Genomic DNA, 13,221 nt, shown 5'->3' with positions numbered 1-13,221 from the left:
TCCTGTCGTTATGACGCAGCAGGGGCCCCTTTTGGGGCCCCTGCTGCGTCAGGTCGGTATATCAAATTTATCCCTGTGCGTAGCGGGCGCCCGGCAGGTGAAAATGCCCGGCCAGGCGTTCGATGCCCTCCACGCAGCGCGAGGCAATCGGCGTACACAGTATCCAGGGCAGCACGACCAGAGCGATGGCAAGCGAGCCCATGTAAACATCCTGAAGCCAGTGCGCCCCGACCATGACACGCGGTGCGCTGAGCACGGCAGTCATGATGGCACTCAACATGGCCGGGCGACGGTCGCCAAAACGCAGGATGAACCCCGTAAACACCATCAGCATCAGACCATGGTCGCCCGGGAAACTGTTTTTGGCAGCGTCCTTGGTGTCAAACGAGACCAGCTCGCTCAGAAAATTGACATGGTCAAAACTGAGCGTCGGACTCGGATGGCCATAGGGCATCTTGTTGGTGGCCACTGCCAAAAGCCCCGCGGTGATCAGCATGGTCAGACCGACCCCCGCCCAGCGCCAGAGGCGCCCCGGGCGAGCATCGAGCGAGATGGCCCAGACAAAAATGCCCAGCAGCATGACCAGCGAGGCGGCATCAAAGTAGCGGGTATTCACCGCGCCCAGAAAGTTGACCCATATGGGATGCTCACTGGTAATGAACTGGTTGAAAAAACGGAACACATGGTCATCCAGCAGTGACCAGACAGATAGCCATAACCAGCTGGCAAACAGGACAAGTCCCGCCAGATTGCAGTAGATGATACGTGTTGGATTCATGACACCCCCTCCTGAGGCAGACCAAAACCACGGCTCAATCGCAGCGAGCCTTCCGATGACGGCGGCTCGCACGAACGGCAAGCCTGTTTGAAAGACGAACCAGACCCTGAACGGCGTTTGATACCAGTGGCGTACACAGCACCCAGGGCAGCGTAATCAAAGCGATCGACAGGGCCCCCACGGAAACATCACTGACCCAGTGCGCGCCCACCATGATGCGTGGGGCGCAGACGAGCATGACCAGCATCGTGGCACTCCAGGCCACCAGACGGTCGGCAAAGCGCCACATGAAGGCGGCAAAGATCATGGCCATGAGCCCGTGATCACTGGGAAAACTGCTCGACGCGGTATCCTTGGCCGGTAGACGGGTCAGCTCCGAAAGCCGGTTGACGTGATCAAGCATTGCGGTCGGACTGGCATGCTTGTAAGTCATGACGTGGTGCACGAGGTCCTGAAGAATCAGGGCCGTAACCGTCATGACCAGGCCAATGGCGCCCCACTTGAGCCAGCTGCCCTGAGGGTCGCGCTTCATGGCGATATACAGCATGACCACCAGCAACACGAACATCGTCCTGTCGAAGGCGCGCGTATTGAGCGCAGCGAGAATGCCGGTCCAGGTCGGGTAGTCCGTCGTGATGAACTGGTTGAAAAACCAGAAGATGGCATCGTCCACGGAAGACCAGACCAGAAACTGAGGTAGCCACCAGGTGGTGACCAGCGCCACGCCCAGCAGGTTGTAGAGCAGGATTCGACGAAAATTCATGGCAGGCACGGCGTAGTTATAAAACGGTGTTCATTGTAATTTAATGTTCCGTTAATAAAAAGTGGCGAGCTTTAATGGCATTTCAGGAGGGAAGCCATGACGCCAGGGCGTGCAGAAACAGAAACAGCAGGCCCGGGGGCCTGCTGCAGGAAGCCGTCACGATCGGTACGTGACTGAGTTGAGTTCGAAACCGTCGGCTGGAAGCTACAGGGTTTCGATGGTCCGACGCTGCGCCAGTAGTGTTTCACGATTGGCGCGTGCCTCTTCGAGCTTGGCGCGCTCCTTGTCGACCACGGCCGCCGGTGCCTTGCTCATGAAGCTTTCATTGCCGAGCTTTTTCTCGACGCCGCCGATGAGCTTGTCCTGTTTGTCGATATCGCGATCGATGCGGGCCAGTTCGGCATCCCGATCGATATGGCCGGCCATCGGCACATGCACTTCCATGGTGCCGACACGCTGAACGCTGGAAGCCGGCACATCTTCCGGGGTAACAAAGCGCATGCTCTCCAGGCGCGCCAGCTTGCTCAAAAACATCGCATTGTCCTCAAGACGCTGGCGGTCACTGACGTCGCCATGGGTCAGCAGCACTTCCAGCGGCTTGCCCGGGGCAATATTGAGCTCGGCGCGAATGTTGCGGATGGCAACGATGACGGCCTTGACCCACTCGATATCGGCCATGGCGGCGTCATCGATACATGACGTGTCCGCCTGCGGCCAGGACTGAACCATGATGGAGCTGCCCTGTCGGTCGATATCCACCCCGGCAAGCAGCGATACCTTCTGCCAGATCTCCTCGGTGATAAACGGCATCATCGGGTGGGCCAGTCGCAGGATGGCCTCGAGCACGCGTACCAGCGTCCGACGTGTACCGCGACGCGCTTCAAGTGTGGCCTCGGCGTCCCACAGTACCGGTTTGGAAAGCTCCAGATACCAGTCGCAGTATTCGTTCCAGACGAAGTCGTAAAGTGCCTGAGAGGCGTGGTCGAAGCGGTATTCATCCAGCGCCTTCGTGACCTGGGCTTCGACCTGCTGAAGGCGGGAGACGATCCAGCGATCTGCCAGTGACAGCGTGACGTCGCCATCGGGACCACAATCCTCGCCCTCGGTATTCATCAGCACGTAGCGGGCGGCGTTCCAGAGCTTGTTGCAGAAGTTGCGATAGCCTTCCAGACGACCGGAGTCGAACTTGACGTCGCGACCGGTGCTGGCCAGCGACAGGAAGGTATAGCGCAGGGCATCGGTGCCATTGGATTCAATGCCGTCCGGAAACTCCGAGCGTGTGGCCTTCGCGATCGCTTTGGCCTTTTGCGGCTGCATCATGGCGCCGGTGCGTTTTTCCAGCAGGGTGTCCAGATCGATACCGTCGATCAGATCGATCGGGTCGAGCACGTTGCCCTTGGACTTGGACATCTTCTGGCCCTGGCTGTCGCGCACCAGACCGTGGACATAAACCGTCTTGAACGGGACCTGATTCGTGAACTTGAGCGTCATCATGATCATCCGGGCGACCCAGAAGAAGATGATGTCAAAGCCCGTGACCAGTGTGCTGGTCGGATGGAAGGTTTCAAGTTCCGGGGTCTTTTCCGGCCAGCCCAGCGTGCCGAAGGTCCAGAGACCGGAGCTGAACCAGGTGTCCAGCACGTCATTGTCCTGAATCAGGATTGTCTCGGGCGAGAGCGCATACTTCTCGCGCGCCTCTTCTTCGCTGCGGGCGACATAGAATTTGCCGTTCTCGTCGTACCAGGCCGGAATGCGATGGCCCCACCAGAGCTGGCGAGAAATACACCAGTCCTGCAGATCACGCATCCACGAGAAGTACATGTTCTCGTAGCTTTTGGGCACGAAGCGAATATCGCCGTTTTCTACCGCCTCGATGGCCGGTTTGGCCAGCGTCTCAACCGCGACGAACCACTGGTCGGTCAATAATGGCTCGATGACATCGCCGGAGCGGTCGCCGTAGGGCAGGGTGTTGGTGATGGTCTCGACCTTCTCCAGCAGCCCCAGCGCGTCCATGTCGGCCACGATTTTTTCACGCGCTTCAAAACGGGGCAGCCCCTGATAGGCTTCGGGCAGGGTGGTGTCGATATCGTCACGCGCGCTGCCGTCCATGTTGAAGACTTCAGCCGCCTCCCGGATGCAGGCCTGCTGGGTGAAGACGTTGATCAGTGCGCTGTCATGACGCCGGCCCACACCGTAGTCATTGAAGTCGTGGGCCGGGGTGATCTTCACACAGCCCGAGCCCTTTTCCATGTCGGCATGTTCATCGGCAATCACCGGGATGCGTCGGCCCACCAGGGGCAGGATGATGAACTTGCCGATCAGGGCGGCGTAACGTTCATCATTTGGGTTGACCGCCACGCAGGTATCGCCCAGCAGCGTCTCGGGACGAGTGGTGGCGACCACCAGATGATCCAGTCCGGCCTCGGTGGTGACGCCATCGGCCAGCGGATAGCGGAAATGCCAGAACTGGCCCTGCTGGTCGCGATTTTCGACTTCCAGATCGGAGATTGCCGTGCCCAGGGTCGGGTCCCAGTTGACCAGTCGCTTGCCACGATAGATCAGGCCTTCGTCATGCAGGCGCACAAAAGCTTCGCGCACGGCATTGGAAAAGCCTTCATCCATGGTGAAACGTTCGCGACTCCAGTCAACGCTGGTGCCCATGCGCCGCAGCTGGCGGGTGATATGGCCGCCGGACTCGTTTTTCCACTCCCACACCTTGTCGATGAACGCCTCACGGCCGAGATCATGGCGCGACTGGCCGGTCTCGTGCTGCAGTTTGCGCTCGACCAGCATCTGGGTTGCGATGCCGGCATGGTCGGTGCCGATCTGCCACAGGGTGTTATGGCCCTTCATGCGCTGATAGCGAATCAGGGTATCCATCAGCGTGTCCTGGAAGGCATGCCCCATGTGCAGACTGCCGGTCACATTGGGCGGCGGAATCATGATGGTATAGGGCGAGCCCTCACCCGTGGGGGCGAAATAGCCTCTGGATTCCCAGTGCTGATACCAGGCGCGTTCGATCGATTCAGGCTGATAGGTTTTTTCCATGGACCGGCTCGGTTTGAAGCTGTGAAGTACCCGCAGAACGCCTGAGCGTGCTCGAGTCTGCGAAAAATGGCGCCAATTATAGCGCCGCCAGGGGGCGTACGTCATGGCATGGCGCGGTTAAAGAATTGTTGAACAGCGCCGATAGAATGCCGCCGGTTAATACTAAAGTCTAAAAACGACGACGTAACGTTGATACCCGGCAGGACAGACCCCTCTTTTTGGCAGGCATTCAAACGAGTAAGCGGACATGCAGGTAACAGGGACATCACGATCAGGTCTTCTGACGGCGCCTCGAAAGCACGCAGAGGCATCACTTGAAAATCACGCTCTCGGAGGTTCGGCGTCAGGCCGGCGGAGCATGACCCTGCGGCGTCAGATGATGGCAGGGATTGCCATCATGTGGCTGATTCTGGTGGGCATGCTCATGATCAATGCCTGGCAAAGTCGCGATGTCATGTATGCAGAGCGCGAGGCGCGATTGACCAGTGCCGTGAATATGGTAAAGAGCCTTGTACAGAGTTATCAGGGTCGGGTGGAACGCGGTGAGCTGACCGAAAGTGCCGCCCGCCAGCAGGCCTTTGCTGAAATTCGTGAGCTGCGCTTTGATGGGGGAGACAACTACGTCTATGTCATTAATGGTCATCTGCAGATCATGGCGCACCCCAAAAGGCCCTATGGTCAGGACGTTTCCGGGGTGACCGATCCAGCCGGACGTCTGCTGTTTCAAAATCTGGTCAACGAAGGCCGGATGCACGGTCAGGGATTTACCGAGTACCGTTCCAACTTTGCCCGAGGCTCGGAAAGTCAGCCTCGGGTCAAGGCCTTTGTCTCGCGGTATGAACCCTGGGATATCTATCTGGCCAGCGGCGTTTTCATGGGGGATGTCAATGCCACTGTGCTCGACAATCTGATGAAGTCCGGGCTGGTGGTACTGCTGGCCGGCGCCCTGTTGACCGCCATGTTCTGGTGGGGAATGCAGCGCGTGCTGCGCAGGCTTGGTGGAGAACCTGACTACGCGACAGAGGTGGTCAGACAGATTGCCGAGGGCGATCTGACGGTCCCCGTCGCGCTGCGTGAGCGGGATCAGGACAGTCTGCTGGCGAACATCAAGAGCATGCGCGATGCGCTGGCAGCATCGGTCCGGGTCATCCAGGCCACCAGCCAGTCGGTTGATCAGGGGGCCGGCGAAATCGCCTCGGGCAATCAGGAACTCTCATCCCGTACCGAGCAGCAGGCTGCGGCGCTTGAAGAGACGTCCTCCAGCATGGAGCAGATGACGGCCAGCGTGCGTCAGAGTGCCGACAGTACCGATCAGGCGCGCCAGCTGGCCCAGCAGGCGCGCGACACCTCCCGGGAAGGTCAGCAGGCCATTGATGACGCCGTCCGCTCGATGGAGTCCATTACGCAAGGGTCGACCAGAATCGCCGATATCGTGTCGCTGATCGACAGTATTGCCTTTCAGACCAATCTGCTGGCACTTAACGCTTCCGTGGAAGCTGCCCGTGCCGGAGAGGAGGGGCGGGGATTTGCCGTAGTGGCCGGTGAGGTGCGCCAGTTGGCCAATCGCTCGGCCACGGCGGCGCATGACATCAAGACGCTGATCGATATTTCCGGTCAGCAGGTGGGCGAGGGTGCCCAGCGCGTGCAGACGGCCAGTGAGCGCATGAATGACGTGGACAGGCGCATTCAGCGCATGAACGATCTGCTTGGTGAAATCGCGGCCGGTGCCCGTGAGCAGAGCAGCGGCATTGAACAGATCAACCAGGCCGTCAGCCAGATGGATCAGTCCACCCAGCACAACGCTGCTCTGGTGGAACAGACCGCCGCCGCGGCGGGTGAGCTTGAAGGCCGCGCCCAGGAGCTTCGTGAAGTGACGCGCCGTTTCAGGGTAGAGCCTCAGCACTGAACTGCGGGCATCGCCTCGTGCAACTCACCTTCGGGCTCGCCGTGTCTCGCGCCTGACAGGATGTCATGAGAAAAAACGACAAAAGGGGGCCGGCAATTGCCGGTCCCTCTTTTGTTTCAGCGAGGGTCCTTTCAGGCTCAGCCGTTGATATGGTGCGCCTTGACCTCATAGCCGCGGCTTTTGTAGGTCTGCCAGCACTCGCGTTTGGCGCTGAGTACTTCCTGATGCTGGTTGATGATCTCGGCGACGCGCTCAAAGCGGGAAAACCAGGTCGGTATGGCCGCATTCAGGTTTAAAAGCGCCTCGATGCCCGGCTCCGGCGGCGCCTCCCAGCCCAGTGTGACCGGGGCGGGCGGCAGGCTCTGCTCACCCATGAGCACGTGAGGCACAAAGGCGTCCTGACGAAAGGTCCACAGCCGATCATCAAACTCGCGGGCCATGGCCTCATCTTCCAGATGAACGTGCAGCCGATATCCCTTGCGATAGATGGTCTCGGCCAGCCGGCAGGCAAAGTCGAATCGTGCCTCAAGCGTGGTGGCCGAGAGGACATAGAAATCGATGCGGGTCATGCTCAGACGCCGCCGTCGATGTCCAGACGCGCACCGGTGGTAAAGGAGGCCTCGCTGCTTGCCAGCCACAGGATACCGCCGGCGATCTCATCGGCATTGCCGGCACGGCCCATGGGAATGCTCTTGCTCGACTGCTCCGGCTTGTCGGGTCGGCCACCGCTGGCATGAATCTCGGTGTTGACCACGCCCGGACGCACGGCATTGACGCGAATGCCTTCGCCGGCCAGCTCCTTGGCAAGGCCTTCGGTAAAGGTGTCGATGGCGCCCTTGGAGGCGGCATAATCAACATATTCACTCGAGCCGCCGCGGTGAGCCGCTGCCGAGGAAATATTGACGATGGCACCGCCCTTGCCGCCATGGCGGGTCGACATGCGCTTGATGGCTTCGCGCGCACAGATGAACGGACCGGTCACGTTGACGCGCATCATGCGATCCACGCGCTCGAAGCTCATTTCGTCCACGCGTGAGACCTGATCGACGATGCCGGCATTGTTGACCAGCACGTCCACCGGCCCCAGTTCGCGATCTACCGTCTCGAAAAGGGCAATGATATCGGCTTCCACGGCCATGTCGGCCTGAACCGCCAGAGCTCGGCCGCCAGCGGCGGTAATCTCGTTGACGACCTGATCGGCGGCCTCACGATTGCTGACATAGTTGACGGCGACCTGATAGCCGCGCGTGGCCGCCAGACGTGCGGTGGCGGCGCCGATGCCGCGGCTGCCGCCGGTCACGATCATGACTTTGCTCATTGAATCTCTCCTGTAGGCGTAAGAGCGGGCATTCACGTAATAACGCCGCCCGCAGGCGGCGTTTTTTCAGACTCAGGCCAGACGTGTCAGCCAGCCATGACGGTCTTCAGCACGACCATACTGGATATCCAGCAGTTGTTTACGCAGTTCCGAAGCGATTTCTGTCTGTTCACCGCCGGCAATACGTTCTTCCGGGGTGACCAGTTCAGCGATCGGCGTGATGACCGCAGCGGTGCCGCAGGCAAAAACTTCAGAGATTTCTCCGCTTTTTACCCCGTCACGCCATTCATCGATGCTGATGCGCCGCTCTTCGGGCTTGAGACCGGCATCGGCGGCCAGCTGTAGCACCGAGTCACGGGTGACGCCCTCAAGGATGGTGCCAAGTTCGGGCGTAACGATGCGGCCGTCCTTGTATACAAAGAACAGATTCATGCCGCCCAGCTCTTCGATCCACTTGTGTTCTACGGCGTCAAGAAAAGCGACCTGCGCACAGCCATTGGCTTCGGCTTCCTGTTGAGCAACAAGAGATGACGCATAGTTGCCGCCACACTTGGCCGCACCTGTACCGCCTGGGCCTGCGCGATTGTAGTCGCGGGACAGCCAGATGGAGACCGGCTTGACGCCCCCCTTGAAATAGGCCGCTGCCGGCGAGGCGATGACGTAGTAATCCACTTCTTTTGAAGGCCGTACGCCAAGAAACTTCTCACTGGCAATCATGAATGGGCGCAGGTAGAGGCTGGATTCTTCGGCCTCGCTGGCAGGCGTGGGGACCCAGTCAATGTCCTGAGCAACCAGTGCCTTCAGAGAGTCAATGAAGGTTTCGGTGTCCAGCTCGGGCAGGGCCAGGCGGCGTGCCGAGGCCTGAAAGCGTGCCGCGTTCTTCTCGGGGCGGAAGGTCCAGACGGAACCATCGGCGTGGCGGTAGGCCTTGACCCCTTCAAAGATTTCCTGGGCGTAGTGCAGTACCGAGGCAGCGGGGTCCAGTGACAATGGGCCGTAGGGACGCACTTCACCGCTGTTCCAGCCGTCGGCGTGGGTCCAGCGCACATGCGCCATGTGATCGGTAAAGTAGCGACCAAAGCCCGGGTTCTGGAGGACCTCGTCACGCTGAGCAGCGTCGGTGGGCGTGGTGGTGGGGCGAAGCTCAAAGCCTTGAGAAGACACGATTCGGATTCTCCGTCAGTACGGTGGCCAGGCGAGAAGTACACATCGCTGTCGATCATCGGCAACGGCGTATCCGATAACGCTGGTCCGACAGATAATTAAGGGATGCGTCAGAAACACCCTGTCAAGAATGACACAAGCGCCCTGTGCCAATAAAGCCTGCCGCACGGCGGCAGGCACAGAGCGCCGTCATCATGATCAGCGAGGTGCGCGGGACAGCAGGTATTCGCTCAAAAGCCCGACCGGTCGGCCGGTGCCACCCTTTTTGCCATCCCAGGCCGTACCGGCCACATCCAGGTGGGCCCAGGGGTAGCTTTTGGCAAAGCGTGACAGAAAACAGGCCGCCGTGATGGTGCCGGCCGGTCGACCGCCGATGTTGGCCATGTCGGCGTACTCGGAGTCGAGCTGGCTCTGATAGTCCTCCCACAGCGGCAGCTGCCAGGCACGGTCCCAGGCGACGTTGCCTGCACTCAGAAGCTGCTGTGCCAGGGCGTCATCGTTGGCCAGAAGCGCCGAGGTCTGATGGCCCAGCGCGACGATACAGGCACCGGTCAGCGTGGCGATATCGACCACCGAGGCCGGCTGATAACGCTCGGCATAGGTCAGGGCATCGCACAATACCAGGCGGCCTTCGGCGTCGGTATTGAGGACTTCAACCGTCAGACCCTTGAGCGTGGTGATGATGTCGCCGGGTTTCAGGGCGCTGGCATCCGGCATGTTCTCGGCAGAGGCGATAATGGCCACCACGTTGATCTTCGGCTTCAGGGCGGTGATGGCCTTCATGGTGCCCATGACGCTGGCGGCGCCGCCCATGTCGAATTTCATCTCGTCCATGTTGGCCCCGCCCTTGATCGAGATGCCGCCACTATCAAAGGTGATGCCCTTGCCGACCAGCACGTGGGGCGCTTCTTCGGGGTCTTCAGCGCCCTTGTATTCCATGACGATCAGGCGCGAGGGTTCGGTGCTGCCCTGGCCCACGGCCAGAATGGCACCAGCACCCATGGCTTCCAGTGCCTTTTCGTCGTGGATGGTGACCTTGAGATCATTTTCAACACCCAGCTTTTCGGCTTCGTCAGCCAGATAGCGCGGAGTGCAGACATTGCCCGGCAGGTTACCCAGCTCCCGGGCCAGATTGATCCCGGTGCCGATGCCGGCCCCGGTACGAGCACCCGCCTCGGCGCCAGCGGCCTCATTGGCGTCGCTGACCACCAGCGACAGACGCGCCAGCGTGATCGGCGGGCGCTTTTTCGATTTGAAGCGGTCAAAGCGATAAGTGGCGCGCAGGGCCGCCTCGGCGATCATGCGTGCCTTCCAGACCACATCATGCGGTCCGTTCTCGCGATCCAGCATGGCAATGGCAGCATTTTCGACCGGCAGGGACAGCAGCACCCCAAAGGCGGCATCGAGTACCTTTCGAAAGGCGCCTTCGTTGAATTCACCGGTTTCCCCGCAGCCCACCAGCAGCAGACGGGCGGTGTTCAGGCCGGGCGCGAAGGGTACCAGTTGGGTACTGGCGGTGACCGGATCAAAATCGCCCCGTTCCATCAACTGGGTAATCAGGCGCTCGCTGGCGTCATCCAGACGCTCGCTGGCCGGGGGTAAATCACCGTCCTTGAACACCGGCACAATAATGCAGTCGGTTTCACAGCGGGCCGGGTTGGCGGTGAGCACGGGAAATTCCATGGTGTCTCCCCAAGACAATGCAGTGGGTATTAGTGATAATGACTGTTTTGAACAGACACGTTGTCGAGTACGGTAACGCTGGAATCGACGCGTTGAACAGGTGGGTCCGAACAGGCCTTCAGTGTACGCAAACCCCTGCACCATTGCATGGTCAGGAGTGGGATTGCGATAGATGCATCGGAAACGGTCGCTCGATATTGATGGTATGAGGGAGTCTGCGCTTGATCGTTTTTCGCTACTTGATTCGTGAAATATTGACCACCATGAGTGCCGTGACCGGTATTTTGCTGCTGGTCATCATGGGCAATCGTTTTATCCGCTACTTCAGTGACGTGGCAGAAGGTGATTTCCCTGCCAGCCTGCTGGGCAGTCTGATGCTGTTTCATCTGCCCAGCTTCCTCCAGCTGATTCTGCCGCTGGCCTTTTTTCTGGGCATCCTGCTCGCCTATGGGCAGCTCTATCTCAACAGCGAGATGACCGTGCTGGCGGCCTGTGGCGTCAGTCCGGCCCGGATTCTGGGGGCATCCTTCTGGCCGGCCCTGTTGATGGCCTGTGTGGTCGGGGCCTGCAGTCTTTGGCTGACGCCGGCCGGGCTGACCCAGAACGAAAAAACGCTGACCGAACAGCAGGAGAAGGCCGATTTCAGCGCGCTTTCGCCGGGGCGTTTTCAAAAGCTGGGGGAGCGCACCATCTATGCTGAAAGCGTCGAGCAGGGCAGCAGCCGGATGAAAAATGTCTTTATTGCCGAGCAGGCGCGTAATGAGCAGGGGCAGCGGGTCGATGTGCTGACCCGGGGCAAGGAAGGGTATCAGACCAGCGATTCTGAAAGTGACAGCCGCTTTCTGGTGCTTTCCGACGGTACCCGGGAGAGCGTCAGACCGGGGAGCCGCGTCGCCGAGCAATTGGTATTTGATACCTATGCCGCCCGGCTGGAAAACGGCACGGCCCAGATGGATGTCGACGATGTCGAGCTTCAACCCACCTGGCATCTGATCGGTGATGACAGCAACAAGGCGCGTGCCGCGCTTCAATGGCGAATCTCGCTGGCACTGATGGTGCCGATTCTGACTATGATTGCCCTGCCACTGTCGCGGGCCAATCCGCGTCAGGGACGCTTTGCCAAGATGATGCCGGCCATCATCCTGTATGTGGCCTACATGAGCCTGTTGCTGGCGGCACAGGACGCCGTGGGCAGTGGCAGCCTGCCTGCCGGTATCGGTCTGTGGCCCATTCACGCCGTTTTTGCGCTGGTCGGTGGATGGCTTTTGTATCGAAGCAGCCGCCATGGAGGGACGCGCTGATGTTTAACCGGCTGGATCGCTACATCGCGCGCAATGTCCTCATGGGCATGCTGATCGTGCAACTCATTATTCTCGGGCTCGATTTCACCATCAGCTTCATCAATGACCTGGGGGATACCCAGGGCAACTACGGGACGCTGCAGGTATTGATGTATGGAGTGATTCGTCTGCCCTGGCGTTTTTATCAGTATGCGCCGGTGAGCGTGTTGATCGGCTCGCTGGTCGGGCTTGGCGCGATGGCGTCCAGCAACGAGCTGACCGTCATGCGCTCGGCCGGCTTTTCCCTGTGGCGTATTCTGATCGGGGTCATGAAGCCCCTGCTGATCGTGGTGCTGCTGGTCATGGCGGTGGGGGAGTTTGCCGCACCGCGAACCGAGATGTTTGGCCAGGCCTGGCGCACCGAGCTGCAGGAAGGCAGCGCCGTGTCACGCACGGGGGGATGGCAGCGCGAAGGCGACAGCTTTTATCGCTTTGGCTCCATTCGCTCGGACAATACGCTGCTTGACGTCAACCGCTTTCGCTATGACGGGGAGCAACTGGTCGAGGCGACCCATGCCGCCCGGGCTGTACTCGAAGGGGATGAGTGGACGCTGGAGGATGTGGATCGCACCCTGATTCAAAAGGAGAGCACAAGCTCGGAGCATCTTGACCGACTGGACTGGGATACTTCGCTGGACCCGGAGCTGTTGCGTCTGATCATCACCGACCGTGACAGCCAGTCGATCGAGGACCTCTGGCGCTATGGACACTATCTCAATGAGCAGGGTGTCAGCGCCAACGATACATGGCTCTATTTCTGGCAAAAGGTGCTGTTGCCGCTGACGCTGGCCTCACTGGTCATCATTGCGGCCTCGTTCATCTTCGGGCCACTGCGAAGCGTTGCGGCAGGCTCGCGCGTGTTTTATGGCACCGTGGTAGGGCTGGTCTTCAAGTACGTTCAGGACCTGCTCGGCCCGGCCGCGACCATCTTCGGGTTTTCGCCCATCTGGGCGATTGTGGTGCCCATGGCCGTGTGTTTCGGCATCGGGTTCTGGCTGCTGCGCCGCGCTGGCTGAGTGTTTCGACGGTTTGATCTGTTCCTGACGCCCCGAGGTGACCGCCTCGGGGCGTTTTTTTAGTGCCTTTCATGGCTTTGAGTCAGGCCGCATGGGCCGTGTTGCTCGTGTCTGTTGGACCAATATCCGTTTGTTGTGCTGTTGCGGCAGTGCCAGAGTAGAGGGTGCCGAGAGGTTTTTTCATCGACCGCTACCCTGATTCTCT

Annotated in this window: 10 protein-coding genes; 3 read left to right on the top strand and 7 right to left on the bottom strand. The window is 59.9% G+C overall.

The window, feature by feature from the left end; translation table 11 throughout:
* Window positions 1-67: 67 nt before the first annotated feature.
* From B9H00_RS05070 to B9H00_RS05060, 3 genes are all read right to left on the bottom strand, one after another.
* Window positions 68-778 carry a phosphatase PAP2 family protein gene (locus tag B9H00_RS05070; protein WP_086899728.1) on the bottom strand — a complete coding sequence of 237 codons (711 nt, stop codon included), beginning with the start codon at window positions 776-778 and terminating at the stop codon, window positions 68-70.
* 34 nt (window positions 779-812) lie between these two features.
* Window positions 813-1,541, bottom strand: coding sequence for a phosphatase PAP2 family protein (locus B9H00_RS05065; RefSeq protein WP_086899727.1), 729 nt, complete (start codon window positions 1,539-1,541; stop codon window positions 813-815).
* A gap of 204 nt (window positions 1,542-1,745) precedes the next feature.
* Entirely contained in the window at window positions 1,746-4,589 is a 2,844-nt protein-coding gene (locus B9H00_RS05060) for a valine--tRNA ligase (RefSeq protein ID WP_086899726.1), read from the bottom strand.
* Between the two features lie 358 nt (window positions 4,590-4,947).
* On the opposite strand from B9H00_RS05060, the gene B9H00_RS05055 reads away from it, so the two are divergent.
* Window positions 4,948-6,495 carry a methyl-accepting chemotaxis protein gene (locus B9H00_RS05055; protein ID WP_236944358.1) on the top strand — a complete coding sequence of 516 codons (1,548 nt, stop codon included), beginning with the start codon at window positions 4,948-4,950 and terminating at the stop codon, window positions 6,493-6,495.
* Between the two features lie 137 nt (window positions 6,496-6,632).
* On the opposite strand, the gene B9H00_RS05050 is transcribed toward B9H00_RS05055, so the two are convergent.
* From B9H00_RS05050 to B9H00_RS05035, 4 genes are all read right to left on the bottom strand, one after another.
* Complete coding sequence (locus tag B9H00_RS05050) at window positions 6,633-7,064, bottom strand: DNA polymerase III subunit chi (RefSeq protein WP_086899725.1); 432 nt, start codon at window positions 7,062-7,064, stop codon at window positions 6,633-6,635.
* Window positions 7,065-7,066: 2 nt separating this feature from the next.
* Window positions 7,067-7,813, bottom strand: a complete 747-nt coding sequence (locus B9H00_RS05045) for a glucose 1-dehydrogenase (RefSeq protein WP_086899724.1) — start codon at window positions 7,811-7,813, stop codon at window positions 7,067-7,069.
* Between the two features lie 72 nt (window positions 7,814-7,885).
* A complete protein-coding gene (locus tag B9H00_RS05040; protein WP_086899723.1) occupies window positions 7,886-8,977 on the bottom strand; it encodes a branched-chain amino acid aminotransferase in 1,092 nt (363 codons plus the stop codon).
* 198 nt (window positions 8,978-9,175) lie between these two features.
* Window positions 9,176-10,660, bottom strand: coding sequence for a leucyl aminopeptidase (locus B9H00_RS05035; protein WP_086899722.1), 1,485 nt, complete (start codon window positions 10,658-10,660; stop codon window positions 9,176-9,178).
* Between the two features lie 221 nt (window positions 10,661-10,881).
* Here B9H00_RS05035 and lptF point away from each other — a divergent pair, with 221 nt between their 5' ends.
* Both lptF and lptG read left to right on the top strand, forming a co-directional pair.
* A complete protein-coding gene (lptF, locus tag B9H00_RS05030) occupies window positions 10,882-11,961 on the top strand; it encodes an LPS export ABC transporter permease LptF (RefSeq protein ID WP_086899721.1) in 1,080 nt (359 codons plus the stop codon).
* Entirely contained in the window at window positions 11,961-13,016 is a 1,056-nt protein-coding gene (gene lptG / locus B9H00_RS05025) for an LPS export ABC transporter permease LptG (RefSeq protein WP_086899720.1), read from the top strand. The genes lptF and lptG overlap by 1 nt, the downstream gene beginning before the upstream one ends.
* Window positions 13,017-13,221 lie beyond the last annotated feature (205 nt).

It is taken from the genome of Kushneria marisflavi, from assembly GCF_002157205.1.
In the GTDB taxonomy this organism is placed as follows: domain Bacteria; phylum Pseudomonadota; class Gammaproteobacteria; order Pseudomonadales; family Halomonadaceae; genus Kushneria; species Kushneria marisflavi.
This window is presented reverse-complemented; position numbering and strand designations above follow the sequence as displayed.

Excerpts from the sequence above, each read along its gene's own strand:
- B9H00_RS05070 (WP_086899728.1), bottom strand. The coding sequence starts at position 778 with ATGAATCCAACACGTATCATCTACTGCAATCTGGCGGGACTTGTCCTG.
- B9H00_RS05065 (WP_086899727.1), bottom strand. The coding sequence starts at position 1,541 with ATGAATTTTCGTCGAATCCTGCTCTACAACCTGCTGGGCGTGGCGCTG.
- B9H00_RS05060 (WP_086899726.1), bottom strand. The coding sequence starts at position 4,589 with ATGGAAAAAACCTATCAGCCTGAATCGATCGAACGCGCCTGGTATCAG.
- B9H00_RS05055 (WP_236944358.1), top strand. The coding sequence starts at position 4,948 with ATGACCCTGCGGCGTCAGATGATGGCAGGGATTGCCATCATGTGGCTG.
- B9H00_RS05050 (WP_086899725.1), bottom strand. The coding sequence starts at position 7,064 with ATGACCCGCATCGATTTCTATGTCCTCTCGGCCACCACGCTTGAGGCA.
- B9H00_RS05045 (WP_086899724.1), bottom strand. The coding sequence starts at position 7,813 with ATGAGCAAAGTCATGATCGTGACCGGCGGCAGCCGCGGCATCGGCGCC.
- B9H00_RS05035 (WP_086899722.1), bottom strand. The coding sequence starts at position 10,660 with ATGGAATTTCCCGTGCTCACCGCCAACCCGGCCCGCTGTGAAACCGAC.
- lptG (WP_086899720.1), top strand. The coding sequence starts at position 11,961 with ATGTTTAACCGGCTGGATCGCTACATCGCGCGCAATGTCCTCATGGGC.